Origin of the sequence: Sphingomonas sp. 28-62-11 (assembly GCF_002278865.1) — a bacterium.
Classification (GTDB): domain Bacteria; phylum Pseudomonadota; class Alphaproteobacteria; order Sphingomonadales; family Sphingomonadaceae; genus Sphingomonas.
Window position 1 is genome coordinate 32,402 of record NZ_NCGB01000012.1, and the last position, 25,832, is coordinate 58,233.

Here is a 25,832-nt window from a genome sequence, read left to right on the forward strand (position 1 = left end):
GGCACCAGACGGGGAGACAATGACATGGCGGTGTTAGGAATCGGCGGACTGTTCTTCCGAGCGCACGACCCGGACGCACTCAACACCTGGTACCGCGAGCATCTGGGCATTGGTGCCGGCTGTGCGGCGGCAGACACTGGTCCCGTCGACGAATGGACCTGGAAAACGCAAGGCGGGCCAGTCGTGTTCGCGCCGTTCAAGGCCGACACCGATTATTTCGCGGCGGACAAGCAATGGATGCTGAACTTGCGTGTCGACGATCTCGACGGCATGCTTGAGCAGCTGAACGCGGCCGGGATCAAAGTTGAGACCCGGGCGGAATGGGATGATCCCGCGGTTGGCCAGTTTGCGCGTATCCATGACCCCGAAGGCAATGCCATCGAACTATGGGAGCCACCCGCCGCATGAACCAGCACCCGATCGATCAATCTAAACACCAGACTCGCAAAGCAATGCCGTGGAAAGCCCTGACGCTGGTCGTCATGCCCGCCATGCTGATGCTGACCGCAGCAACCGACGACAAGGCAGAAAAGAAGGGTGGCAGCGCCGTGTGGATCGCACTCGCCGCCGTTTTCGTGTCGCTCGGCGCCGCCTTTGCCGCCAATCGCGGCAGCGCTGCGAGAAAGCGGGGTGACGGCAATGGCAGCGACACGATGATGTACGATGGCGGTTCGGACACCGGCCATCACAAGGATAGCCACGCGTCAGACCATTCGAGCGGCGATTGGGGCGGCGACGGTGGGGGCGGCGGTGACGGCGGAGGCGGGGGCGACTGATCGCCGCCCGCCCGACCGGGGTTAGTCGTTACTTCGGCGCGAGCACCATCAGCATCTGCCGACCTTCCATGCGCGGATAGGCCTCTACCTTTGCCGTCTCGACGACATCGGCCTGCACGCGCTGGAGCAGCGCCATGCCGAGCTGGCCGTGGCTCAACTCGCGCCCGCGGAAGCGCAGGGTGATCTTCACCTTGTCACCCTCATCGATGAATTCGAGCACCTTCTTCATCTTCGTATCATAATCATGATCGTCGATGTTCGGACGCATCTTGATCTCCTTAATCTCCTGCGTCTTCTGGCTCTTGCGGGCGAGGTTGGCCTTTTTCTGGGCCTCATATTTGAACTTGCCGACATCCAGGAACTTGGCGACGGGCGGATCGGCGTTGGGCGACACTTCGACAAGGTCGAGCCCGACGGCCTGCGCCTGCTCCATCGCTTCGCGGGTGTACATCACACCCAGATTTTCGCCATTTTCGTCAATCACGCGCACTTTGGGCGAGACGATGAATTCATTGAAGCGCGGACCGTTGATCGGCGGGGGCGCGAGTGGGCGCCGGGTCATGGGAGGACGTATGGGTAAAGCTCCTGTGGTTGTAAGCGATCTATATAGAGTTTTTTGCGTGAATGCGAAAGGGTCGTGCGCGCCGATCAGCGCAAATCGGGCGGGGTGGCATCGCTGACGAGCATCGCGACCACGTCATCGAGCGACATCATCTGCTGCCGGTCGCTTCCAAGCTGACGAAGGGCGACGGTGCCTTCGTCCGCCTCGCGCTTCCCCACCACCAGCAGGTTCGGCACCTTCGCCAGTGAATGCTCCCGCACCTTGTAGTTGATCTTTTCGTTGCGCAGATCGGTTTCGACGCGGATTCCCGCCGCTGCCAGCTTCGCCGCGACCTCTGCCGCGTAATCATCGGCATCGGACACGATCGTCGCGACCACCGCTTGCACCGGCGCGAGCCAGAGCGGGAAGCGACCGGCATAATGCTCGATCAGGATGCCGATGAATCGTTCGAACGTGCCGAGGATCGCGCGGTGGAGCATGATCGGGCGGTGACGCTCCCCATCGGCGCCGACATAGCTGGCGTCGAGCCGTTCTGGCAGCACCGTATCGGTCTGAATCGTGCCGACTTGCCAAGTCCGCCCAATCGCGTCGGTCAAATGGAATTCGAGTTTGGGTGCATAAAACGCCCCCTCGCCTTCAAGCTCTTCCCAGCCATAGTCGGCCGTATCACGCCCGCTGGCCTTCACTGCGTCACGCAAGGACTGCTCCGACCAGTCCCACATTTCCTCGCTGCCGAAGCGCTTTTCGGGCCGCAGCGCGAGCTTGATCGCATATTTGTCGAAACCGAGATCGCGATAGACCGAATCAAGCAGATCGCAGAACGCCTTCACCTCATCGATCAGCTGGTCTTCGCGCACGAAGATATGGGCGTCGTCCTGCGTGAACTGACGCACGCGCATGATGCCGTGGAGCGCGCCGTGCGGTTCATTGCGGTGGCAGCAGCCGAATTCGGCCATGCGGATCGGCAAGTCGCGATAGGATTTGATGCCCTGCTTGAACACCAGGATATGCGCCGGGCAATTCATCGGCTTCAGCGCCATCATGTCGCCCTTGCCGTGCAGCACCGGGCCTTCGCCTTCGGCATTGGGCACCTCATCGGGCACCGCGAACATGTTTTCGCTGTACTTGCCCCAATGGCCCGAGCGCTCCCATTGGCGCACGTCCATCAACTGCGGCGTCTTGATCTCGGCATAGCCCGCCGCGTCGAGCCGGCGACGCATGTAGGCCTCCAGCTGGCGCCACAGGACAAAGCCCTTGGGATGCCAGAAGACCGAGCCCTGCGCTTCGCTCTGCAGGTGGAACAGGTCCATTTCCTGCCCGATGCGGCGGTGATCGCGCTTGGCGGCTTCCTCCAGCCGCACGAGATGTTCGGCGAGCTGCTTCTTGTTGAGCCAGCCGGTGCCGTAGATGCGCGAAAGCTGCGGGTTGTTCTGGTCGCCGCGCCAATAGGCACCGCTCACGCGCGTCAGCTTGAACGCATCGGGGTCGAGCTTGCCCGTCGAGGCCAGATGCGGCCCCCGGCACATGTCGAGCCAGTCATCGCCCGACCAGTATACCGTCAGCGGCTCATCACCCGGCAGTTCAGCGGCCCATTCGGCCTTGAACGTCTCGCCCTGCTGCTTCCACCGGCTGATCAGGGTAGCGCGGTCCCACACTTCGCGGCGCAGCGGCTTGTTCGCGCGGATGATGCCGCGCATCGCCTCTTCGATCGCGGGCAAATCGTCATCGGTAAACGGGCGATCCTTGGGCGCGAAATCATAATAGAAACCGTCGTCCGTGGACGGCCCGAAGGTGATCTGCGTGCCGGGGAACAACTGCTGCACCGCTTCGGCCAGCACATGCGCAAAATCATGCCGCGCCATTTCCAGCGCATCGGCTTCGTCGCGATTGGTGACGAGCGCGAGCGTTGCATCGCCCTCGAACGGGCGACCGATATCGAACAATTCGCCGTCCACGCGCGCGGCAATCGCCGCCTTGGCAAGGCCGGGGCCGATCGCGGCGGCAATATCCGCCGGAGTTGTGCCGGGCGCGACCTGCCGAACGGCACCATCGGGCAGCGTGATCGCGTAAAATTCGGTCATGATCGTTCCTGTCGCATGGGCGCGCTTATGCATAAAGCCGCGCCAGAAGAAAGGGCAGCGTCAGGGGTAAGAGGAGAACGAGAGAGCGACGCCAGCCTCCCCCGTTCCCGGGTGGAGCCTGAAGCGTGGACGTCAACCGGTGACGCGCAACCCCAAGCCCCCCGGGAAGCCCCGGGTGGTGGTGCGCGTGAGTCGGTCCAACTTTCTAGCCGTCACCCCGGACCCTTCGACAAGCTCAGGAGAGCCTTGTTCCGGGGTCCACCGATCCTCACGCACGTCAGCAAATTGGTGTGCGGTGGACCCCGGAACAAGTCCGGGGTGACGATCGGGGGTGGGGCGCCTATTGCACCCACCCCTTGGCGCCGCCTACCCTTCCCGTACCCCTCAAGGAGTCGCACCCATGCTGAACCTCACCCGCCCCGAAGGATCGGAACCGCAGGATTTTCACCTGACACGCCGAACCGCGGTCAGCATGTTTTTCGCAGGCTACGCCGTGGCAGCGGTGGCGGCGAACGCGAAGCCGGTGACGACACCTGCCGACGGGCTGGTGATCGAGGAAGTTCTCATCCCCAATGGCGCGGCCAAGCCCCTGCCCGCTTATGTGGCCCGGCCCAAGGGCGCGGGACGCCACGCGACGATCATCGTCTGCAACGAGATTTTCGGCATTCATGATTACATCAAGGATGTGTGCAAGCGGCTGGCAAAGCTTGGCTATGTCGCGGTTGCGCCCGATTTCTTCTATCGTTCGGGCGTCAACCTGCCCGCGCTGAAGGATTTCAAGGAAATCCTGCCCGTGGTGCAAAAGGCGACGCCCGATCAGGTCGATGGCGATGTGAAGGCGACCACCGCCTGGATCAAGGCGGCGAAGTTCGCGAAACCCGGCAAGATCGGCATCACCGGTTTTTGCTGGGGCGGCGCGGTCGTGTGGCGCACGGCCATGGTCAACGCCGATATCAAGGCGGGCGTTGCGTGGTACGGGCAATTGAAGCCGCTCATCCCCCGCGCCGCCGAGCTCAAGGCACCGGTGCTCGGCCTGTACGGTGCGCTCGACAGCGGCATTCCGCAGACCGATGTGGCGGCAATGGTCGCAGCGCTGAAAGCAGCGGGCAAAAGCGGCAGCGGCATCCATGTTTATGCCGACGCCCAGCACGGCTTCCACGCCGATTACCGCCCCAGCTACAACGCTGCCGATGCAAAGGACGGCTGGGCACGACTGCTCGCGCATTTCAAAGCGCATGGGGTGGTCTAAACTCCCGCGACTATTGGAGCCGAAAAGAGTTGCGCCCAAATGGTGCCGTGAATTGCCATTATTGCGGATGATAAGATTGATACGGGGTTAGATTTCGGCCTTGTCAACACTCGAGGTGTTTGACATATCACTTACATTGATGACACTTGTGAACAACCGTTAGGTAAGCAATGCAGGCACTAAGTTTGTCAAAAGTTGTTGTGGGTGCGCTTAGGATTGTTGCGCTGCTAGTTAGCTTTTTCGTTCTGGCGATCGCCGCTTCGGAGATCGAGGAATATGGTCTCGCAACCGTAACGCCCGACGTCTCGCGGCTCGGTTTATCTGCTTCTGGCGCGGGCATCATCGCAGTGCTTGCGTGGGCCGTGGTACGGCTCCTCAGCCCCCCCCGGAACCAACGGTCGATGGTATGGGCTGGGCAGCATTAGCAACGGCATGGGCTTTTTTCTGGTTGGGTTTGCGGTGGGGGCAGCAACCCTTGGACTAGTCGCCGCTGTCGATCTCGGTTTCGGTCTAGTGACGATATCGACAACGCCTTTGATCTCGCCCATCATGATGATAGCACTGCTTGGGTTCGGCTTAACAGCAGCACTGGCTGGAGCGCTTCTGGAAGAGCTAGTGTTCCGTGGCTCGCTATTCAGCCATGCAGGATCCTTGCCTGCCTGGGCCGCTATGCTCCTTATAAGCGTTCCCTTCGCGGCCTTGCATGTCATGAGCTCGGGGTTTGGAATGGGGTTCGTGTCGGCGGCTGTTATCGGTTCGATTTTCTTCGCCCTTATTCGTCTTGCCACGGGGAATCTCGCTTTTGCGATCGGCTGGCACGCAGCTTGGAACTTCATGCAGTACTCAGTCCTCGGGCTCGCCACGATCGGATCTGCCAATGGCGGACATGCGCTGGTACAGTTCACTCGACGGTCCAACGCCGACATCTGGCTCGGGCAAGGACAGAGTATTGAAGGAGGCATCGTGGCAGGAAGCGCAATCTTGCTTTCTGCGTTGGCGGCCTTCGTGATCGCTCACCGAAAGGGCGTACGCCTGTCGCAATCCCTAGACGCAGCGATGGCTCAGTTTGCTCGCGTTAGGGACGACTAAAAGCCAGACGGCTGGGCGCGACTGCTGGCGCATTTCAAGGCGCATGGGGTAGCCTAGCTTAATCAAGCGCAACAGCGCGCTTCGAGAAGGGGAGATACGGTTTTGTCGCGGTTCTCGCCTGCTGTCGTGCTGCTCTGCCTTGGCATCGCTGGGGCAGCCTGTGGTCAGGCAAGCAAGGCCGACAGCCCGCCGGAAAGAGTCGAGGTGCCGAAGGTCGAACGCGAGGGCGTTTGGCAACCTACTCCCGGCGGCATGCAGGTGCCGCTTTGGCCCGCAAACGTCCCGCTCGCCAAACCCGATTCGGGCGATCGCCCTGAAACAACGGGCAATGGCTCGCCGCTGGTCGGGGGCAGGAAATGGCATTGGGCGACTTATGTCACGCGTCCGACCATGACGATCTATCGGCCGAAGGGACGCAATAACGGGGCGACAATGCTCGTCCTACCCGGCGGCGGATTCTATGCCGTCGCGATGGACCTTGAAGGCACCGAAATCTGCGATTGGGTGATCGAGCAGGGCATGACCTGCGTGGTGCTGAAATACCGGACGCCGCAGGTGTGGCCAACAGCGAACGGCCGCCAGCAGCGGCCCAAAACTCTTCTCGGCCTGGAAGATGCGCAACGGGCGATAGGGTTGCTGCGGCAGCAGGCCTCAACCTACGGCATCGATCCGCACAAGATCGGCGTGATCGGCTTTTCGGCTGGCGCCTATCTGGTCGCCAACATCAGCAATGCCGAAGAGCGCACCTATCCGCTGACTGATGTCGCCGATCAGCAATCCACACGGCCCGATTTCGCGATTATCGCCTATACCGCCCGCGTGCTCGATACGAGCAAACCGAAGAACACCCTCGAGCTGGCACCTTGGGTGAAAATCAGCAAAAACGCCCCGCCAACGCTGATCATCCATGCGATGAACGATCCTGTCGATGATGTCCGGCAACCGATGGCCTATGCGCTGGCGCTGAATGACGCGGGCGTCCCGGTCGACATGCGGCTATTTGCGAAAGGTGGTCACGCCTTCGGCATGCGACCGACCGCCGATCCCATCACGACAGAGTGGCCGGGGCATGTGAAGCAATGGCTAAACGACATCGGGATGCAATGACATTAGGGCGATATGATTTTGGATTAAATCAATACAAATGTCCGTTCGTGTCGAGCGAAGTCGAGACACCTTGCGTAGCGTTCGTGGCATGTTTCTCGACTTTGCTCGAAACGAACGGGTTAACGTAATATCATCAGACTCCTACTGCACGTGTCCCTTATTTCCCCGGCTTCCCGCCCGGTTTCCACGCCGGCACGTAACCGCTGTCCGCGAGCCAGCGCATTGGCTCAATCAGCGACTGGATCGCCGCGGTCATGAAGGCGATGTCGATATTTTCGACCGTGTCGTTGGGCGAATGATAGGTCGGCACCACTGCCCAGCCTGAGACGGTGTGGGCAACCACGCCCTGCAGCGCGAGCGCGTAGTTATCCGATCGCTGGAAGAAATTCTGTTCGGGGTACGGATCCGCCGTCACCAGCGCGCCGTGACTTTTCAGCGCCTCGCCAAAGGTCGACCGGTCATACCCCGTCATCATCATCACGCCCTTGGGGAGTTTAGGGTCCTGCGCGCCGATCATCTCGATTTCGAGGTTCGCGACGATCTGCGTCAGCGGCACCGGCGGGTGATCGACGAAATATTTCGCGCCGAAACCGCCCGCTTCCTCGCTGCCATAAGCGACGAACAGGATGCCGCGCTTCATCGGCTTGCCGGCCGCTAGGGCGCGGGCGAGTTCGATCACGGCGGTGGTGCCGGAGGCATCGTCGTTCGCGCCGGGCATCACCACGCCATCACCCCGCACGCCGATATGGTCGAGATGCGCGGAGATCAGCAACACCCCGGCCTTGGGATCGGTGCCGGGCAAAAAGCCGACCGCATTGGTGGTGGGGCCAGTGCTCAGCACGATTTCGGGGAGGCGAAGCGCGATGTCCGTACAAGCCCCCTTTGCCAGTTTCTCGATCACGGCGGCGGGCAGGCTGGCGAGCGCAGTGCGTGAGGGCGGTGCCGCCCCTTCGGCATAGAGCGGGAGTTGCGGTTCACCCCCGGTCATCGCCACCCGGGCGCGGGTCAGATCGCTTTCAGGGATGATCAGCAGCTTGATCTTTTTGGCGGTCGCCGCGCGCAGCAGGGCAAAGCCGTTCGCCTTGGTCGAGGTGGCCAGCACGACATCAGCGGTGGGCAGATCCTTGGGGTCGTCGCCCGCAAACACCGTCAGCGGACCGCGCACACCCTGCCCGCTTGCGATCAGCAGCGCCGCGCCCGCCAGCGGCGTCCCTGCTGCCGTCAGCACCGCACGCCCGTTCAGCCGCATCCGCGTGATATTGGTGGACTGGGTGTAGCCGGTCAGCCCCGGCGCAGGCTTCAGCCCGAAGCCGCGGAATTGCGCCGCGACATAGGCGGCCGCAATCGCTTCATCCCGGGTCGCGCTGCCGCGTCCCTGCAGTTCGGGGCCGGCCAGGAAAGTCTCATGTGCCAGCACCCATTCGGGCTTCACCGTCCAGCGCTGCTTCTGGCGGGCCGGCGCGGCGGCGGGGGTGATCAGCGCCAGCGCGGTAAGCGCCACGACGATATGTCGGGTGAATGTCATTGCGTTCCTCATCATTCTATCCCTCACACCACCATTCCGAACGGCACCAGCTTGTTCGCCGCATCATGGCCGATATCCGCCGCGCCAAGATAGGGCACGCCCAGATCGCGGGCCCAGCGGGTGATCATCACCTCGATCGCCTCACCCCAGGGCGGATCATTGGGCTGGATATCGGCGATGCGGCCGAGCCTGATCCCGGCAATCCCTTTCAATTGCGTCGCATTCGCCAGCTGAAACAGCATCCGATCGATCCGGTAGAGCGGTTCGGACACGTCCTCGATCATCAGGATATGATCGGTCAGATCAGGCAGCCAGGGCGTGCCGGCCAGCGCCGCCAGGATAGCGAGATTGAACGCGGCAACCGGCCGTCCGGCGATACTCGGTTCCAGCCCGGCCTTGTCACGCGTCGTCAGCCAGCCGAGCGCGCGCGCTACACTGGCGTCACCGCCGGTGCGCGCCATGTCCATCACCAGCGGGCCGTGGACGGGCCGCCCGATCCGCCGGGCATAGAGCGCGCCGAGCAGGAACCCCATGTCCGAATAGCCGAGATAGGTCTTGGCGGCCGCCGCATCGCCGAGCGCGCCCATCACGCTGCCCAGAATGCGGTTCGATCCATAGCCGCCGCGCGCAAACCAGATCGCGTCGATTGCGGGATCATTGGCATAGTCTAGGAACGCCGCCGCGCGCGCTGCATCGGGTCCAGCGAAATGACCGTCGGACAAATAGCATTGCGGATGGATGACGAGCTCCACCTTGGGAAAGGTAACCGCAGCGAACCCCTGCACCTCTGCTGCGACCGCCCGGTCGAGCGTTTTGGCAGGTGCAACAATTCCGATCCGCATGCTGCCGTCCCCTGCTTGCCCAGCGTGTGAAATACCGCGATAGCGCGGGGCCATGAGCGCAGGCAAATCCTACTTCTTCATCGGCATCGGCGGCAGCGGCATGATGCCGCTCGCGATGATCCTCGCAGGCCAAGGCGCAACCGTCGCTGGGTCCGATCGCAGCCTTGATCAGGCACGACTGCCCGCCAAGTTCGATCAGTTGCGTAAACTCGGCATCGCGCTGTTCCCACAGGATGGCAGCGGCATCACCAGCGCCGACCAGATCGTCATCGCCTCCGCCGCGATCGAACCGACCGTGCCCGACATGGTCGCCGCCGCGCAGGTGGGTGCCACCCAGATGAGCCGCGCCGAATTGCTGAGCGCGCTGTTCAACGCCGCGCCCCAGGCGATCGGCGTAGCGGGGACGAGCGGCAAATCGACCGTGACGGGGATGATCGGCTGGATGCTCCACGCGCTCGGCCGCGATCCGACGGTCATGAACGGTGCGGTGATGAAGAATTTCGCTGCACCCGATGTGCCGTTCGCCAGTTCGCTGGTCGGCGCGGGCGATCTGTTCGTCAGCGAAGTCGATGAAAGCGACGGATCGATCGCGCTCTATCAGCCAGCGGTCGCGGTGCTCAACAATGTCAGCCTCGACCACAAATCGCTCGATGAGCTGCGCGCTCTGTTCGCCGATTTCATCGGGCGGGCAGGCCATGCGATCGTCAATATCGACAATCCCGATGCCGAGGCGCTCGCCGCCGCACTGCCGCCCGAACGCGTCACCACCTTCTCGATCGAGCGCGCCGCCGATCTGCAGGCGATCTTTATCGAGGAAGCGCCGTTCGGGGTCGACTTCATCGTCACGCAGGATGATCTGATCGTCGAAGTCGCGCTGCAGGTACCGGGGCGCCACAATGTCGCGAATGCGCTCGCCGCGATCGGCGCGGTGCGCGCGGCGGGGGTATCACTGCATGAGGCGGCGGCGGCGCTGTCCGGCTTTACCGGGTTGAGACGACGGTTCGATCTGGTCGGGCGCGCGAACGATATCGCGGTGATCGACGATTTCGGGCACAACCCCGACAAGATCGGCGCGACGCTTGATACGCTCCACGCTTTTCCGGGCCGGTTGCTGATCCTGTTCCAGCCGCACGGCTATGGCCCGCTGAAAGTGATGCGGCGTGAACTCGTCACCAGCTTGGTCGAACGCATGGGGGCAGAGGATGTGCTCGTGCTGCCCGATCCCGTGTATCACGGCGGTACCGTGAACCGAGAAGTGACGAGCGCGGACATCATCGCCGATATCGCCGCCGCCGGTCGCCAGGCGCACCACATCGCGGCGCGCGACCAAGCCGCCGCCTTCCTGGTCGATCAGGCCCGCCCCGGCGACCGTATCATCGTCATGGGCGCGCGCGACGATACGCTCAGCCAGCTCGCCGCCGATATGCTGGGGACGCTGGCATCGCGGGGGTAATATGGTAGGATGCGCCCTCGTTCACCGCTGATGGGATTGCCGATGTTCCGCCGTCTTTTCCTCGATCACCCCGCTTCAGTCGGCGAAAGCTATGTCGAGCATTTCCGGGTCGCGAGCGGTTTCGGCACCGCGATGATCATCGGCGGCCTCGGCGCGGTGGTGCACGCATTCCTGCCCTTTGTATGCAAGACCCGGGGCAGCGACACGATCAATACGCTCCACGCCCGGCTGGTCGCCAAGCGCGAGGCAAAGCGCGCCGCCACCACCCAGATGAAGACGGTCGACTACATCATCTGAGTGGCAGGTAGCGCGACCGTTCGTGCTGACGTTTTTCAACCTCCCCCGTCATCCCCGCGCAAGCAGGGACCCATGGTGAGCACTGCCCCCACCATTGAGCACCACACCATCCATAGGTTCCCGCTTTCGCGGGAATGACGATGGGGGCGGCCATAGATGCGCCTACCCAACCATCCTCCGCCCAATTCGACGTGGAAAGTTTCCTTGTCACCTCGTTTGCATTGATGTAAAGCGTCCTTCACTGATTCGAAAGGACGCTTGTCATGACCAGTCAACCATCTACGATGGCCTATAGGCGGTATAACCGCCGGTTCATCTGGGCGAGCATCGCCTATGCGGTGGCGTTGGTCGGGGCGACCTATGCCTTCAAGCATCAGTTGCTCAGCGGGGCCGGTCCATGGATCGCCGCTGCCCTGCCCGCGCTGGCGATCATCGGCATGTTCGTCGCGCTTGGTCGTTACCTGATCGAGGAGCAGGACGAATATCTTCGGATGCTGATGGTTCGGCAGGGCCTGTGGGCCAGCGGCTTCGCGCTGAGCATGGCGACAATTTGGGGCTTTTTCGAATCGTTCGGGCTGGTCGATCACTTCGACGCTTATTGGGTGTCGGTGCTCTGGTTCTTCGGCCTTGGTCTCGGTGCCATCGCCAATGCCATGACTCGGCGAGCAGAAGCATGAGCAGATCATCCCACACCGATCCGGCTTTTCGGGCCTATCTCCGCCGGTTTTTCCCGACCATGGCAATCTATGTCGCGCTGGTGTTTATCAGCCCGGGGCTGATCTATGCGCTGCACCCGCAGGGGCCATTGCTTTGGGCGATCGCCATTCTGCCCGCGCTGCCGCTGATGGCCGTATTCTGGATCATCGGCATGCTGCTGATCGAATTGCGCGACGAATATGTACGGATGCTCGAAATCAGGAAGGCGCTGGTCGCGACCGGCTTTGCGATGTCTGCAGCGTGTGCTTGGGGCTTTCTGGAAGTCTATGCCCAGACGCCGCATCTGCCGCTGTTCACCGTCCCGATCCTGTGGTTCGGCGGCCTGGGTCTGGGCTCTGCCGTCAATGCGTTGATGACGCGCGGATCCCGTGCGGACATCACCGAATGAAGAACCGCCTGCGCGTGCTGCGGGCCGAGCGCGAATGGAGCCAGGGCGATCTGGCCGACCGGCTCGAAGTGTCGCGCCAGAGCGTCAACGCGATCGAGACCGGTCGATACGACCCATCGCTGCCGCTCGCTTTCCGGATCGCCGAACTGTTCGACCTGCCGATCGAAGCCATTTTTATCAGTCCAACCAAGGAGTAATCCCGATGTTCAACCGTATAGCCGCCCCCGGCGTTGCGGCCCTGCTGGCCACCGCGATGCCGTTTGCCCCCGCCCTCGCCCAGACGACCCCGACCGCTGCCGCGCCAGCGCTCGACCCCGTCATCACCCAGTTGCCGCACATCAGCATCGCCACCACGGGCACCGGCAAAAGCGGGGGCCCGGCGATATTCCTGATCCCCGGCCTCGCCTCGCCCCGCGCAGTGTGGGACGGCGTCGTCGCCGATCTCGCCAAAACGCACCGGGTCTATCTGGTCGAAGTCCACGGCTTTGCCGGCGGCGACATCAAGGGCAATGATAAAACTGGGGACAAGGCTGGCCTGCTCGACGGGATCGCTGCCGATCTGAACGGCTATATCGTTGCCAACAAGATCAAGAACCCGGCGATCGCCGGCCATTCGATGGGCGGCCTGCTCGCAATGATGATGGGCGCGCGCTATCCGGCGTCGACCGGCAGCGTGCTGGTCGTCGACAGCCTGCCCTTTTTCAGCCTGTTGTTCGGCCCAACTGCGACCGTCGACAGCGCCCGCCCTTTTGCCGAACAGGCGCGCGCGCGGACGCTTTCCACACCCGTGCCGACCGAGCCCGTCACGGCGGACCCCGGCGGCATCTGGTCGAACACCGCCGCCGGGCGGATCAAGGTCGCGAACTGGAGCAACAAGGCCGATCCGCGCGTGACCGCGCAGGCGCTGTACGAAGTGATGACAACCGATCTGCGCCCCGAACTCAAAAAGGTTACCGCGAAACCCTTCGCCGTGCTCTATGCGACGGGCGCGGGGCCGCAGGCGAAGCAGATATGGGAATTCGGCTATGCCGGTTCGCCCGCGACGCTGGTGCCGATTGCCGACAGCTGGCATTTCATCATGCTCGATCAGCCCGCAGCCTTCGCAAAGGCCCTGAAGGACTTTCTTGGTCCGAAATGATGCGATCAAGCCACTGAGGTGACGCGAATCATTTGACCCCGGCCCGGCACTCGTCTCCACTCGGGTGCGAGGCCGGGGGGAATGACGATGTCGAGCGATGACGAAGAGGGCGCATTCGCGTTCAGCGGCGACTGGCGCGAATTCGCGCCGATCGCGTTCACCAACCTGCTGCTCTGCATCGTCACACTCGGCATCTACACCTTCTGGGCCCGCACCCGCGAACGTCGCTATCTGTGGAGCAACACCCGCTTCATCGACGAACGGCTCGAATGGACGGGCACCGCGCTTGAGCTGCTGATCGGTTACGGCTTGGCGATCGTCCTGTTTGGTCTGCCCGTCGCCGCGCTGCAATTCGGGCTGCAGGCTTTAGTGTTGCGCGGCTATGGCGGCTATGCGGCGATCAGCGGCATCATCCTCTATTTCCTGCTGCTCTATCTGATCGGCGTCGCGATTTTCCGCGCGCTGCGCTATCGGCTCAGCCGCACTTTCTGGCGCGGCATCCGTGGTGGCAGCCATGATCAGGGGTTGAGCTATGGGTTCAGCTATATCTGGCGCACGCTGGTGGGCTCGCTACTGCTCGGCCTGTTGATCCCGTGGTCGATGGTATCGCTGTGGAACAAGCGCTGGAACGCGATGAGCTTCGGCCCGATGGAGTTTGCATCGAACGCGCGGGCCGGGCCGATCTTTGCGCGCTTCCTGCTCTTCTATCTCTCGCCGATTGCCTTCATCATCCTGTTCGGCCTGCTCGCTTATTGGGGAATGATGCCAGGTCCCGGCGCGCTGCGCCCGCCCCCTGCTGATCTCCGCCAGACGGTGTTCCTCATCTTGATCGCCGCCTATCTGCTGTTCTTCGTGGTGCTGGGGCTGATCGCTTTGGTCTATTACGCCGCTTATTTCCGCGAGGTGATCGGCAATCTGACGCTGGGTGAGCTGTCGTTCGACTTCACCGCCAGCACCTGGGACTGGTTGAAGCTGGCCATCGGCAATTTGTTGCTGGTGGTGCTGACACTGGGGATCGGCCAGATCTTCCTCGGCTATCGCAACTGGGCCTTTTTTATCCGCCACATGCGCGCCTATGGCGAAGTGCGGATCGACGCGCTGACCCAATCGACCACGCGCGAGCCCGGGCAAGGCGAGGGCTTGCTCGACGCGTTCGATGTCGGCGCGTTCTGAGGTGAGTGGCACGATATGAGCGAAACCGTGCGCGTCTGGCATTATGACGGGCAGGTCGCGCGGCGGCGCGACACGACGCTGGTCGCCGATGGCAACCGGTTCGTCCTGGCTGAAGGCGATGCAACCAGCGGCCCCTTCGCCTTTGCCGATCTGGTCGCCCGCGAGCCGGTGGGCGGGCAGCGTGTGTTCGGACTGAAGCGGACGCCAGGCTGGAGCATCACGCTCGCCGAGGAAGCGCCCCCTGCGATCACCTACCAGCTCCCGCCGCTGCAACGCTATGGCGGGATCATCGACCGGGCCGGTTTATGGCCGATGGTGGCGCTGTTCGCGCTGGTCGCCGCCGTTGCGCTGTATGTGGTGGCGCAAACGCCATCAGTGCTCGCCAAGCTGGTGCCGCCCGCCATCGAACGCCAGCTGGGCGATGCGATGATCGGCGATTTCGGCGGACGACTCTGCACCGATCCGGGCGGCACGGCGGCGATCGAGGCGCTCAAGGCGCGGCTGGGGCCCGCCTATCTCGACAGCGAAATCGGGGTGGCCAATATCGCGGCCAACAATGCGATCACCTTGCCCGGCGGGCGGATCATCATCTTCAACGGCCTGCTGCGGGATGCGACGTCGCCCGATGAGGTGGCCGGCGTGCTGGGGCATGAACTGGGCCATGTCGCCAACCGTGACGTGCTCGAATCGCTGCTCCGGCAATTGGGGCTGAGCGTGCTGCTCGGCGGGCTCGACGGCAATATCGGCGGCTATACCAATATGGTCCTGTCGACCGCCTATTCGCGCAGTGCGGAGACCCGCGCCGATGATTTCGCGATCGCCGCGCTGAAGCAGAGCAACATTTCGACGAAGCCAACCGCCGCATTTTTCCGCCGGTTGAGCGGCAAGGATCCGCTGAACAAATCGACCGCGGCATCGGTGCTCGCCTATGTCTCGTCACACCCGGTATCGGCGGTGCGTGCCGATCGCTTCGAAGCCGCCGCCGCTGGCAGCACCGGCGATCGTCCGGCACTCGATGCCGAGCACTGGGCCGCACTCAAGTCGATCTGCAAGGGCGCGAAACCGGCATCGAAGACAATGATCGGTTTTTAAAGTCTGATGACTCTTCGCTAACTTGTACGATCACTCTCGAACCCGTTCGTGTCGAGCGAAGTCGAGAAACCTGCCGCAAGCGCTGCGCGGGATGTCTCGACTTCGCTCGACACGAACGGCAGTTGGTAGTGATTGGATCCAAAGTCATTCCGTCCCAGGGCGACTGCTTCCCAAGCCCCGGCTACGCGCCTAAATGCCCCCCATGTCTGATCAGCCCACCCGCCCCGCGCTTGCCTATTTCCACACCCCGGGCACCGGGCCGGTGACGATCTTCCTGCCCGGCTATGCATCGGACATGAGCGGTACCAAGGCGCTGGCGCTCGAAGCCTGGGCGCAGCGCACCGGGCGCGGATTCCTGCGCTTCGATTATGGCGGTTGCGGACAAAGCGAGGGCGCGTTCGAGGAACAGGCGCTGGCGGGTTGGCGTGATGATGTGCTGGCGATGATCGATCTGGTCGCGCCCGCACCGGTGGTGCTGGTGGGGTCGTCGATGGGCGGGTGGCTGATGCTGCTCGCCGCCCTTGCCCGGCCCGATCGGGTAAAGACACTGGTCGGCGTCGCGGCCGCAGCCGATTTCACCGACTGGGGCTTTTCGACCGACGAAAAGCTGGCGCTGCTCAGCAACGGCCGGATCGAGCGACCTTCCCCCTATGCTGACCAGCCGACTGTCTATACCCGCGTCTTCTGGAGCTCAGGCGAGGCGAACCGGCTGATGCACGGCGTGATCGGCATCGATGTGCCGGTACGCTTGCTCCACGGCCTGCGCGACAGCGATGTGCCGATCGCCCGCGCGATCCGGCTGACCGAATTGATCCGTTCAGCCGATGTGCAGCTGACGATCATCAAGGATGGTGATCACTGTTTGTCGCGCGACAGCGATATCGCGCTGTTGATCCGTGCGGTGGAGGAAGTGACCGACCTGCCATGATGTTGCTGCTGCTGATCGCCCAGACCATAGCGCCCATAACGCCGTCACCCCCATCCGCCGGTACGCAGCCTGTCGACTCGATTGAGGCGCGCTACGAACGCTGCGTCGATCTCGCGACGGGCAATCCGCCCGAAGGCGTGATCGAGGGCACGGGCTGGCGCGCGAATGGCGGTGGTTTCTATGCCCGCCAGTGCCTGGGGATCGCCTATGCCAATCAGGCGAAATGGGTGCCCGCCGCACAGGAATTCGAGGCAGCAGCGCAAGAGGCAGAGGTCGCACGCAGCACCCGTGCCGCGCAATTCTGGGCGCAGGCCGGCAATGCCCGGCTCGCCGCCGGCGATACGGCAAAGGCACGAGCTGCGCTCGATGCAGCCCTTGCCGCTGGCACGCTGGTCGGGCTGCAACGCGGCGAAGCATTGTTCGATCGCGCCCGGACGATGGTGGTCGCTGGCGATCTGGAAAGTGCGCGGATCGATATCGATCAGGCGCTGACCCTGGCTGAGGATGATCCGCTGATCTGGCTGGCATCGGCCGCGCTCGCTCGCCGGATGGATGATCTGCCCCGCGCGCGAAAGGATATCGCCGAGGCGTTTCGGCGATCATCGGATGATCCTTCCGTCTATCTCGAAATCGGCAATATCGCGGCATTTGCCGGCGATGCCGATGGCGCGAAATCGGCCTGGAACGATGCGATACGCGTCGCCCCCTCAAGCGAAGCCGCCGCCAGCGCGCGCGATGCGCTGAAGCAGTTTTCGGATGCACCTCCCCAACCGTAATCGCCCAGACCCGCTGGCAAATTCCCTCGCCACGCCCTATCTCGCCGCCAACGGCATCAACGCCAACCACGCGGGAGCGCGACCATGAAATATCTCCACACGATGATCCGGGTCAGCGATCCCGATGCGACGGTGAAATTCTTCAATCTGCTCGGGCTGGAGGAGCAGAAGCGCTTCGACAGCGAGCAGGGCCGTTTCACGCTGATCTTCCTGGCTGCGCCCGGCGATGAGCAGGCGCAGGTCGAGCTGACGTACAACTGGCCACCGGTTGAGGGCGAGGCCGAAGTCTATGGCGAAGGCCGCAACTTCGGCCATCTCGCCTATCGCGTCGACAACATCTACGAGACCTGCCAGCGGTTGATGGACGCAGGTGTCACGATCAATCGTCCGCCACGCGACGGGCACATGGCGTTCGTGCGCAGCCCCGATAACATCTCGATCGAGCTGCTGCAGGACGGTCATCTGCCGCCCGCCGAGCCCTGGGCATCGATGCCGAATACGGGCCATTGGTGATGGCAATCGAGGTCGTCCGCATCCCTGTCCTCAGCGACAATTATGTCTGGCTGGTGCACGACGCGGCATCGGGCGAAACGATGGTGGTCGATCCCGCTGTCGCCGAACCGGTGCTGGCCGCTGCCACCGCGCGCGGCTGGACGATCAGCGCGATCTGGAACACGCACTGGCACCCCGATCACACCGGCGGCAATGCGGCGATCAAGGCCGCGACCGGCGCGACGATCTATGGCCCCGCCGCCGAGGCTGCGAAGATACCGACGCTCGACATGCAGTTGGCGGAGGGCGACACCGTCAAGCTGGGCGCCCACATCGCCACCGTGCTCGAAACACCAGCGCATACCGCGGGGCACATCACTTACCACTTCGCCGATGATGCGATCGCCTTTACCGGCGACACGCTGTTCGCGATGGGCTGTGGCCGGTTGTTCGAGGGGACGGCCGAACAGATGTTCGCCAATATGCAGCGCCTCGCGCAACTTCCGGATGAAACCACCGTCTATTGCGCGCACGAATATACCGAATCGAACGGGCGTTATGCCCTGGTGGCAGAGCCCGACAATGCGGCGATCGTCAGCCGGATGGCCGATGTTGTTGCCGCCCGCGCCCGCGGCGAAGCGACGGTGCCGACCAGCATCGGCCTGGAACGCGCCACCAACCCGTTCATGCGGGCAAGCAGCGCTACGGAGCTGGCCGAGCGACGTGCAAAAAAGGATGCATTTCGAAGCTGATCGCGGTAAGATGATTGCGGCAGGGGATGGCCATTTGCGCAGGAGATTATCATGCGTCGACTGTTGATTGCATCGCTTGCCCTTATCGCATGCGGCGGGGCGGCCCCCGCCATCGAATCGACTTCGCCCGATCCAAAGAGTGATGAAGGCAAGATGGCGCGCGCGCTGAAGGGGCTGACGCCCGGCAAGCCCGTGAACTGCATTTCGCAATTCCGCCCGAGCTACAACACCCAAACAATCGGCGACACCATCCTGTACCGGGTCAACAACCGGCTGGTCTATCGCAACGACACCACGGGTGGGTGCAGCGCCACGCCAGGGTCAGACACGCTGATCGTCCGCAATTTCGGATCGCAGCTGTGTCGCGGCAACATCATCCGATCGAAACCGGTGGCTGCGCGCTCGGCACCTTCGTCCCCTACACCAAGGCGAAGTGAGATGCGGACATTGCTGATGCTCACCGCGCTGGCGCTGCCACTGGCTGCTGCTACCGCCTCTCCACCGGGACCATCCGCACTCGATCGCACGCGCGATCGCGAGGCGCAGGATCTGGCAAAGGCGCTCGAAGGGCGCGTCCCCGGCAAATCGGAGAAATGTTATTTCCCGACCCGGGCAGCTGCCCCGCCCGAGATAATCGGTACCCGCACAATCATCTATCGCCAGTCGGGCAAACGGATCTGGGTGAATACGTTACGCGAGGAATGCCGCTGGCTGCGCGGCGACCGGACATTGGTGTTCGAAACGCTCGGCTCGCAAGTCTGCCGTGGTGAGCGCATCGGCGTGCGGCCAAGCGGCTCGCCCGTGACCGCGGGCTATTGTTTCTTCGGCGATTTCACGCCCTATGACCGGGTGACGAAACCGTAACATCGCAGCGGCTATCGCGCGCGGTCGGGCAATCCCGACCGCGCCGATCGCTACAGCACGAACCGGCTGAGATCGGTGTTGCGCGCAATCGCGCTCAGCTGGCTTTCGACATAAGCCGCGTCGATCAGCAGCGTCTCGCCGACGCGGTCTTCCGCTTCGAAGCTAATCGCCTCGAGAAGCTTCTCCATCACCGTCTGCAGGCGCCGCGCACCGATATTCTCGATCTCGGCATTCACCTCCGCCGCGATCTTCGCCACCGCGCGGATGCCATCCTCGGTAAAGTCGATCGTCACGCCTTCAGTCGCAATCAGCGCCTTGTACTGTGCGGGCAGCGATGCCTTGGTGTCTGACAGGATCGCCACGAAATCGGCCTCGGTCAGCGCCTTCAGCTCGACGCGGATCGGCAGGCGGCCCTGCAGCTCGGGCAGCAGGTCGCTGGGCTTGGCAACGTGGAACGCGCCTGACGCGATAAACAGGATATGGTCAGTCTTCATCGGGCCGTACTTAGTGGCCACCGTGGTGCCCTCGATCAGCGGCAGCAAATCGCGCTGCACACCTTCGCGGCTCACGGAGCCGCCGCGCACATCGCTGACCGCGATCTTGTCGATCTCGTCGAGGAACACGATCCCGTTCGCCTCGGCATCGGCGAGCGCTACCCGGCTCACCTCTTCCTGATCGAGCCGTTTGTCGGCCTCTTCCTCGACCAGCTTGTCCCAGGCTGCAGGAACGGAAAGCTTGCGGCGCTTGAGCTGGTTGCCGCCCATCGCCTTGCTCATCATCTCGCCCAGATTGATCATACCCATCTGGCCCGGCACTTCGAACGGGGCCTTGGGGGCGTCCTCCACTTCGATCTCGATCTCGGTCGCGTTCAGATGGCCTTCGCGGAAGCGTTGGCGGAATGCTTCGCGGGTTGCCTCGCTCGCGCCCTTGCCGGTCAGCGCATCGAGCAGCCGCGCCATCGCGGCATCCTCGGCCTTGTCCTTCACGGCAACACGGCGGCGTTCCTTTTCGAGCCGCACCGCTTCCTCGACCAGGTCGCGCGCAATCTGCTCCACATCGCGGCCGACATAACCAACCTCGGTAAACTTGGTCGCCTCCACCTTCACAAACGGCGCATCGGCCAGTTTCGCCAGCCGCCGTGAGATCTCGGTCTTGCCGCAGCCGGTTGGCCCAATCATCAGGATGTTCTTGGGCGTCACCTCATCGCGCAGATCGGCACCAAGCTGCTGCCGCCGCCAGCGATTGCGCATCGCCACCGCGACGGCTTTCTTGGCATCGGTCTGGCCAATGATATGCGCGTCGAGCGCGGCAACGATGGTCTTGGGGGTAAGGGCGTCGTTCATTTCTTTTCCGGGTGGGTTTGGCGAGAGCGGGGGGCAAGCGCGCCGGCAAGTGCACGGTCGACGAACCCGTTGACGAACCACGCCGGATAGGTCGCGGCTGGTGTGGTCAAGGCGTCGAGGCGCGCAATCTGTTCGGGGGCAAGTAAAACGTCGGTTGCGGCAAGATTATCGGCAAGCTGGTGCGGCTTTGACGCGCCAACCAGAATGCTGCTCACCTTATCCTTGGCAAGCAACCACGCGAGCGCGACTTGTGCCACGCTTGCGGCATGCGCCTTGGCAATATCGCGCAGCGCATCGACCACGGCAAAGCCCATCTCCTTGTCGAAAGGGATCACGTCGAAGCTGGATAAACGATTATCAGGATCGCTAAGCGTTTCACGCATATACTTGCCACTCAGGAAACCACCGGCCAGCGGGCTCCATACCGTCAGCCCTAGCCCGTAATGCGCCAGCATGCCGAATGCCTCGGACTCGAGATCGCGACCGACGAGCGAGTAATACATTTGACCGTGCGTGAACGGCGCCCAGCCATTGGCGCGCTGCAACTCAACGGCGGCGGCGACCTGCCACGGCAACCAGTTCGAAAAGCCCAGGTAACGCGCCTTGCCGTGCTGCACGATCGTATCGAGCGCCGACAGTGTTTCTTCGAGCGGGGTGTAAGGGTCGGGTCGGTGAGCGATAAAGACATCGACATAATCGGTACCAAGCCGTTTCAGGCTCTGCTCGATCGACCACAGCAAATGGCGGCGACTGAGCCCCGTATCGCCCAACGCCTTGCCAAGGCGAAACCCGGCCTTGGTCGCAATCACCAGATCGTGCCGACGATCGGCAATGATCTGGCCCAAAATCTCCTCGGCCTCGCCATCTGAATACACATCGGCAGTGTCGAAAAAATTGACGCCGCCCGCAATTGCAGCGTCGACCAAGGCGGCCGCTTCCCCTTTGCCGATTTTGGCGACGCCAGGCATTGATGTGCCGCCACCGGTGAACGTCATCGTGCCGAACGAAAGGCGCGAGACGATCAGGCCCGAATTTCCCAATCGGTTGTAAAGCATCTACATTCCTTAAAAATCAGACGGCGCTGTCGAGTGTTTCCACGGTCAGCCGGTCATTGGTGTAGACGCAGATGTCAGCCGCGACGGCCATCGCCTTGCGGGCCAGCACTTCGGCATCGGCTTCGTAATCGGTAAGCGCACGCGCGGCGGCGAGCGCGAAATTGCCGCCCGATCCGATCGCCGCGATCCCCGCTTCGGGCTCCAGCACGTCGCCGTTACCGGTCAGGATAAGGGTCACGTCCTTGTCGGCGACGATCATCATCGCCTCCAGGTTGCGCAGATATTTGTCGGTCCGCCAGTCCTTGGCGAGCTCGACCGCCGCGCGGAGCAGCTGGCCGTGATGTTGTTCCAGCTTGCGTTCGAGCCTTTCGAACAGCGTGAAGGCATCCGCAGTTGCCCCAGCGAAACCGCCGATGACGCTGCCGTCACCCAGCTTGCGGACCTTGCGGGCATTGGGTTTCATCACCGTCTGGCCCATCGAGACCTGACCATCGCCGGCGATCACGACCTTGCCACCACGCCGCACGGAAAGGATTGTGGTGCCGTGCCACACCATGTCTTTGTTGCTCATGAACGGCGATATGGGATCGCCGGTGCGGGTGCGCAATCCGTGCCGAAACTGTCCTGGCTCAATTCCCAATAACAACCGTTTGTCCCGAGCGAAGTCGAGGGACGGGCCACAAACGCTGCGCAGGGTGTCTCGACTTCGCTCGACACGAACGGGGAAGAATGGCAGTAAAGACAAGTCGTTACCGGCTATTCGCCTTCAAAAACGCCGTGCTGTCCGCTAGCGTGGTCGCGTTGCCGCGGAACGGCAGTGACAGGCCCATCACCAGATCGTTGTGGCTCTTGCCCGCATATTCCTTCAGCTCGAAACGTGCGCCGAGTTCGGTCAACCGTTTCGCCAGCCGGGTCGCGTTGCGCGGTTTAACCACATCATCGGCGGTGCCCTGCGCCAGTTGCAGCGGTGGCGTGTCTTTGGCCACATAAGTGATCGGCTGGGTTTCGGCAGGCGTTGGCCAGGCCGAGAATGCGGCGCGCGCGCGGTCGCTTTCCCAAGGGTAAAAGGCATAGGGGCCGGCGAATAGCGCGGCAGCGCGAACGACCTTGGGGTCGACGCCGATGTCGCGCAGATACTTCCCGTCGAGCGCGAGCATCGCCGCGTTATAGGCCCCCGCCGAATGGCCCGAGAGCGTGATCCGCGCCGGATCGCCGCCATAGTCCGCTATGTGATCGCGCACCCATTTCACCGCGAGCGCTGAATCCTGGACGAAAATCGGGAAGCGCACACCGGGCACCAGCCGATAATCGGGGATGACGACGATGAACCCCTGCCCCGCAAACGCGCGGCCGACAAAGCCATATTCCTGGCGCGATCCCTTGGTCCAAGCGCCGCCATAATAGAAAATCACCACCGGCAGCTTTTCCGCACCGCGCTTGGCGGGTGCCCAAACATCGAGCTGCTGGCGCGGCGCGGTGCCGAAATCGACGTCCTTCGCGACCTGCACCGCGTCGGGCTGGCCGAGCGTCATTTTGTCGATCAGGTTGAGCATCATCGGCGGCGACGCAAAGAAATAGGCATAGCCCAGCCCCGCCACGATCAAGGCCACTATCCCCAGAATAATCCGCCCAATCGTCATGCAGCATCCCCAACCGTTGTCCTTTAAGCGTGGGGCACGGCGCGGGCCAGCACAAGCCCCGCCATCGCCCTTACCCCGCATTGCCACCTGTGCGGAATCGGCATAGCAAGCGTCGAAACAATCAGGGAGAGAATGATGCGGAAATTCGCAATCGGCGCGCTGCTGCTGGCGGGCGTGAGCAGCAGCGCTGCAATTGCCAAGGGGCCGACCTTTTCCGCGTCGATTGTGCGCACCAGCTATGGCATTCCGCACATCACCGCGAGCAACTGGCGCGGGATCGGCTACGGCGTGGGATACGCCTACGCCCAGGATAATCTGTGCATGATCGCCGAAGAGTTTGCGACGGTGGCAGGTGAGCGATCGCTGCATTTCGGGCCGAAGGAAACCGCGATCCTTGGCTTTGAGAAAATCGATAACCTGTCATCGGACATTTTCTTCCGTTCCGCGATCGACATGCCCAAATTGCGGCGCGGCATTTCTGCGCAGATCCCCGAAGCGCGTGACGTGATCGCCGGGTATGTCGCCGGGTATAACCGCTTGCTGCGCGATTTAGGGCCGACTGGCGTACCCGCCGAATGTCGCGGCAAGGCCTGGGTTCGACCGATCACCGCCGACGATATGCTGCGGCTAACCGAGAAGCAGGTGCTGCTGGCAAGCTCGCTCGCGCTGGCGGGTGCGGTGGTGAACGCAGCCCCTCCCGGTGGCGCACAGGCCGCCGACCAAAACGTCACCATTCCCGATCAGGACAAGATCGGCATTGGCAGCAATGGCTGGGCGTTTGGCGGCGACGTGACCGAAAGCGGGCGCGGCGTGCTGATCGGCAATCCGCATTTTCCGTGGAATGGCCCCGCGCGCTTCTGGGAAATGCATCTGACGATCCCCGGGGTGTATGATGTCATGGGTGTCGGCATTGCTGGCACGCCAATCGTCTCGCTGGGCTTCAACAAGGATATCGGCTGGACCCACACTGTCACCGCCGCGCAGCATTTTACGCTGTTTGAGCTAGAGCTCGATCCCACCGATCCGACCCGCTATATCGTCGACGGCAAATCGGAACGGATGACGCCGAAAACGGTCAGCATTCCGATGCCCGCCGGGACGGCACCCGTCACCCGGACGCTCTATTCGAGCCGGTTCGGGCCAATGGTGGCCGCCCCCGCCCTGCTGCTCAGCTGGGGCAAGACCAAGGCGTTTTCGATGCGTGACGCCAATGCCGGCAACCAGCGCGGACTGGCGGCGTGGATAGCCATCGGCAAGGCGAAATCGGTCGCCGATATCAGGTCCGCTGTGACCAAAACGCTCGGCATTCCTTGGGTGAACACCATCGCGGTCGACCGCGCCGGTAATGCGCTGCATGCTGATGTCACCGCCGTCCCCAATGTTACCGCCGCCAAGGCCAAGGACTGCGCCACCCCCGCTTCGGCGCTTCTGGCAGGACGGGTCGTGCTCCTCGATGGCAAGCGCGCTGCGTGCGACTGGGACGATGTGGCGGGAACTGCTGCACGACGCCTGCTCCCCGCTTATGAACAGGCGATCTGGGAGCGCCGCGATTATCTGGCGAACAGCAATGACAGTTACTGGTTGAGCAATGCCAGCGCGCCTTATCGTCAACTCTCGCCGATCCTGGGAGCATGGGGCACGATGCGCACGACGCGGACGCGATCTGGCCTGATCGAAATCGAGCGGCGGCTCAAGGGCACCGATGGTCTGCCCGGCACCAAGATCGATCTGCCGCGCGCCGAGGCGATGGCCTTTGCCAATAAGAGCCTGGTCGCCGAGCTGGTGGTCGACAAGCTGCTCGCGCTTTGTGCCGACAAGCCTGACGTAGCCGCCGCCTGTAACGCCCTGCGCGGATGGGATCGCAAATATGATGTCGACAGCCGGGGCGGCTATCTCTTCGCGGTATTCGCCGCCAATATCCGGTCGATCGCCAATCTATGGGCAACCAAATACGACCCCGCTGATCCGGTCCACACCCCCCGTGATCCAATCACCGATGGTGATAATGGCACCAAGATGATCGCTGCGCTGGCCAAGGCTGCTGCGACGCTGTCGGCAGAAGGGATAGCGCTCGACGCACGCTGGGGCGATGTCCAGTTCGCCAAGCGTGGCGACCAGCGGATCGCTGTGCACGGTGCCGAAGGATCGCTCGGCGTCCTCAACGTGCAGCAGGGGCAGAAGGTGCCCGGCGGCATCACCCCGACGCATGGCTCGAGCTATGTCCAGGCGGTGACCTTCGACGATACGGGACCGGTAGTCGATGCCGTGCTCAGCTACTCGCAATCCACCAACCCCGCCTCGCCACATTTCGGCGATCAGACGTTGCTCTATTCGGCCAAGCGTTGGGTCCGCCTGCCTTTCACCAAGGCGCAGATCGACGCGGACACGATCGGCAAGCCGGTGACGATCAGCGAATAGACGGGCTACCTACCGCTGCCCAAAAGCCGTCACCCCGGCCATGTGCCGGGGTGACGGAGGATGGGATGGCGCGTG

27 protein-coding genes are annotated in these 25,832 nt (G+C 62.9%); 19 read left to right on the forward strand and 8 right to left on the reverse strand.

Annotated features, from left to right (window positions below; genetic code table 11):
- Positions 1–24 precede the first annotated feature (24 nt).
- Together B7Y49_RS05280 and B7Y49_RS05285 are read left to right on the forward strand one after the other, a co-directional pair.
- Positions 25–408 (forward strand): VOC family protein, encoded by a 384-nt coding sequence (locus B7Y49_RS05280; protein WP_374126528.1) that lies wholly within the window; start codon positions 25–27, stop codon positions 406–408.
- Positions 409–452: 44 nt separating this feature from the next.
- On the forward strand, positions 453–776 hold the full coding sequence (locus tag B7Y49_RS05285; RefSeq protein ID WP_374126529.1) for a hypothetical protein: 324 nt from the start codon (positions 453–455) through the stop codon (positions 774–776).
- 28 nt (positions 777–804) lie between these two features.
- Here the strand turns inward: B7Y49_RS05285 and infC are convergent, their stop codons facing one another.
- Positions 805–1,338 carry a translation initiation factor IF-3 gene (gene infC, locus B7Y49_RS05290; RefSeq protein WP_374126530.1) on the reverse strand — a complete coding sequence of 178 codons (534 nt, stop codon included), beginning with the start codon at positions 1,336–1,338 and terminating at the stop codon, positions 805–807.
- A gap of 86 nt (positions 1,339–1,424) precedes the next feature.
- The gene (thrS, locus tag B7Y49_RS05295) at positions 1,425–3,419 is read right to left on the reverse strand and encodes a threonine--tRNA ligase (protein ID WP_374126531.1); all 1,995 of its coding nucleotides are present in this window, start codon (positions 3,417–3,419) and stop codon (positions 1,425–1,427) included.
- Positions 3,420–3,819: 400 nt separating this feature from the next.
- Between thrS and B7Y49_RS05300 the strand changes: the two genes are divergently transcribed.
- The 3 genes from B7Y49_RS05300 (at position 3,820) to B7Y49_RS05310 (ending at position 6,864) form a co-directional block, all read left to right on the forward strand.
- Positions 3,820–4,668 (forward strand): dienelactone hydrolase family protein, encoded by an 849-nt coding sequence (locus B7Y49_RS05300; RefSeq protein WP_374126532.1) that lies wholly within the window; start codon positions 3,820–3,822, stop codon positions 4,666–4,668.
- Positions 4,669–5,100: 432 nt separating this feature from the next.
- Positions 5,101–5,757, forward strand: a complete 657-nt coding sequence (locus B7Y49_RS05305) for a CPBP family intramembrane glutamic endopeptidase (protein WP_374126533.1) — start codon at positions 5,101–5,103, stop codon at positions 5,755–5,757.
- A 102-nt stretch (positions 5,758–5,859) separates the two neighbouring features.
- Entirely contained in the window at positions 5,860–6,864 is a 1,005-nt protein-coding gene (locus tag B7Y49_RS05310) for an alpha/beta hydrolase (RefSeq protein ID WP_374126534.1), read from the forward strand.
- A gap of 157 nt (positions 6,865–7,021) precedes the next feature.
- Here B7Y49_RS05310 and B7Y49_RS05315 read toward each other — a convergent pair whose 3' ends face one another.
- On the reverse strand, positions 7,022–8,389 hold the full coding sequence (locus B7Y49_RS05315; protein WP_374126535.1) for a M28 family metallopeptidase: 1,368 nt from the start codon (positions 8,387–8,389) through the stop codon (positions 7,022–7,024).
- A 23-nt stretch (positions 8,390–8,412) separates the two neighbouring features.
- A complete protein-coding gene (locus B7Y49_RS05320; protein WP_374126536.1) occupies positions 8,413–9,231 on the reverse strand; it encodes an LD-carboxypeptidase in 819 nt (272 codons plus the stop codon).
- 52 nt (positions 9,232–9,283) lie between these two features.
- Between B7Y49_RS05320 and murC the strand changes: the two genes are divergently transcribed.
- From murC to B7Y49_RS05385, 13 genes are all read left to right on the forward strand, one after another.
- Positions 9,284–10,684 carry a UDP-N-acetylmuramate--L-alanine ligase gene (murC, locus tag B7Y49_RS05325; protein WP_374126537.1) on the forward strand — a complete coding sequence of 467 codons (1,401 nt, stop codon included), beginning with the start codon at positions 9,284–9,286 and terminating at the stop codon, positions 10,682–10,684.
- Between the two features lie 42 nt (positions 10,685–10,726).
- The gene (locus tag B7Y49_RS05330; protein WP_374126538.1) at positions 10,727–10,981 is read left to right on the forward strand and encodes a DUF6356 family protein; all 255 of its coding nucleotides are present in this window, start codon (positions 10,727–10,729) and stop codon (positions 10,979–10,981) included.
- 263 nt (positions 10,982–11,244) lie between these two features.
- Positions 11,245–11,658: a hypothetical protein gene (locus B7Y49_RS05335; RefSeq protein ID WP_374126539.1), complete on the forward strand. Its 414-nt coding sequence runs from the start codon at positions 11,245–11,247 to the stop codon at positions 11,656–11,658.
- A complete protein-coding gene (locus B7Y49_RS05340; protein WP_374126540.1) occupies positions 11,655–12,086 on the forward strand; it encodes a hypothetical protein in 432 nt (143 codons plus the stop codon). The genes B7Y49_RS05335 and B7Y49_RS05340 overlap by 4 nt, the downstream gene beginning before the upstream one ends.
- Positions 12,083–12,283, forward strand: a complete 201-nt coding sequence (locus tag B7Y49_RS05345) for a helix-turn-helix transcriptional regulator (protein ID WP_374126541.1) — start codon at positions 12,083–12,085, stop codon at positions 12,281–12,283. The genes B7Y49_RS05340 and B7Y49_RS05345 overlap by 4 nt, the downstream gene beginning before the upstream one ends.
- A 5-nt stretch (positions 12,284–12,288) precedes the next feature.
- Positions 12,289–13,224 carry an alpha/beta fold hydrolase gene (locus B7Y49_RS05350; RefSeq protein WP_374126542.1) on the forward strand — a complete coding sequence of 312 codons (936 nt, stop codon included), beginning with the start codon at positions 12,289–12,291 and terminating at the stop codon, positions 13,222–13,224.
- A gap of 81 nt (positions 13,225–13,305) precedes the next feature.
- Positions 13,306–14,397, forward strand: coding sequence for a YjgN family protein (locus B7Y49_RS05355; protein WP_374126543.1), 1,092 nt, complete (start codon positions 13,306–13,308; stop codon positions 14,395–14,397).
- Positions 14,398–14,412: 15 nt separating this feature from the next.
- The gene (locus B7Y49_RS05360) at positions 14,413–15,489 is read left to right on the forward strand and encodes a M48 family metallopeptidase (protein ID WP_374126544.1); all 1,077 of its coding nucleotides are present in this window, start codon (positions 14,413–14,415) and stop codon (positions 15,487–15,489) included.
- Between the two features lie 202 nt (positions 15,490–15,691).
- Positions 15,692–16,417, forward strand: a complete 726-nt coding sequence (locus B7Y49_RS05365) for a S9 family peptidase (RefSeq protein ID WP_374126545.1) — start codon at positions 15,692–15,694, stop codon at positions 16,415–16,417.
- Positions 16,414–17,193, forward strand: a complete 780-nt coding sequence (locus B7Y49_RS05370; RefSeq protein ID WP_374126546.1) for a tetratricopeptide repeat protein — start codon at positions 16,414–16,416, stop codon at positions 17,191–17,193. Before B7Y49_RS05365 ends, B7Y49_RS05370 begins: the two co-directional genes overlap by 4 nt.
- An 84-nt stretch (positions 17,194–17,277) precedes the next feature.
- A complete protein-coding gene (locus tag B7Y49_RS05375) occupies positions 17,278–17,706 on the forward strand; it encodes a VOC family protein (RefSeq protein WP_374126547.1) in 429 nt (142 codons plus the stop codon).
- Positions 17,706–18,437, forward strand: a complete 732-nt coding sequence (gene gloB / locus B7Y49_RS05380; protein ID WP_374126548.1) for a hydroxyacylglutathione hydrolase — start codon at positions 17,706–17,708, stop codon at positions 18,435–18,437. Before B7Y49_RS05375 ends, gloB begins: the two co-directional genes overlap by 1 nt.
- Positions 18,438–18,488: 51 nt before the next feature.
- On the forward strand, positions 18,489–19,301 hold the full coding sequence (locus B7Y49_RS05385; RefSeq protein WP_374126549.1) for a hypothetical protein: 813 nt from the start codon (positions 18,489–18,491) through the stop codon (positions 19,299–19,301).
- A 50-nt stretch (positions 19,302–19,351) separates the two neighbouring features.
- Here B7Y49_RS05385 and hslU read toward each other — a convergent pair whose 3' ends face one another.
- The 4 genes from hslU to B7Y49_RS05405 all read right to left on the reverse strand — a co-directional run bounded on the left by hslU (position 19,352) and on the right by B7Y49_RS05405 (position 23,339).
- On the reverse strand, positions 19,352–20,644 hold the full coding sequence (gene hslU / locus B7Y49_RS05390; RefSeq protein WP_374126550.1) for an ATP-dependent protease ATPase subunit HslU: 1,293 nt from the start codon (positions 20,642–20,644) through the stop codon (positions 19,352–19,354).
- On the reverse strand, positions 20,641–21,699 hold the full coding sequence (locus B7Y49_RS05395; RefSeq protein ID WP_374126551.1) for an aldo/keto reductase: 1,059 nt from the start codon (positions 21,697–21,699) through the stop codon (positions 20,641–20,643). Before B7Y49_RS05395 ends, hslU begins: the two co-directional genes overlap by 4 nt.
- Positions 21,700–21,715: 16 nt before the next feature.
- A complete protein-coding gene (gene hslV, locus B7Y49_RS05400) occupies positions 21,716–22,270 on the reverse strand; it encodes an ATP-dependent protease subunit HslV (protein WP_374126552.1) in 555 nt (184 codons plus the stop codon).
- Between the two features lie 178 nt (positions 22,271–22,448).
- Positions 22,449–23,339 carry an alpha/beta hydrolase gene (locus tag B7Y49_RS05405; protein WP_374126553.1) on the reverse strand — a complete coding sequence of 297 codons (891 nt, stop codon included), beginning with the start codon at positions 23,337–23,339 and terminating at the stop codon, positions 22,449–22,451.
- Positions 23,340–23,474: 135 nt separating this feature from the next.
- Here B7Y49_RS05405 and B7Y49_RS05410 point away from each other — a divergent pair, with 135 nt between their 5' ends.
- Entirely contained in the window at positions 23,475–25,757 is a 2,283-nt protein-coding gene (locus B7Y49_RS05410) for a penicillin acylase family protein (protein WP_374126554.1), read from the forward strand.
- Positions 25,758–25,832: the final 75 nt, after the last annotated feature.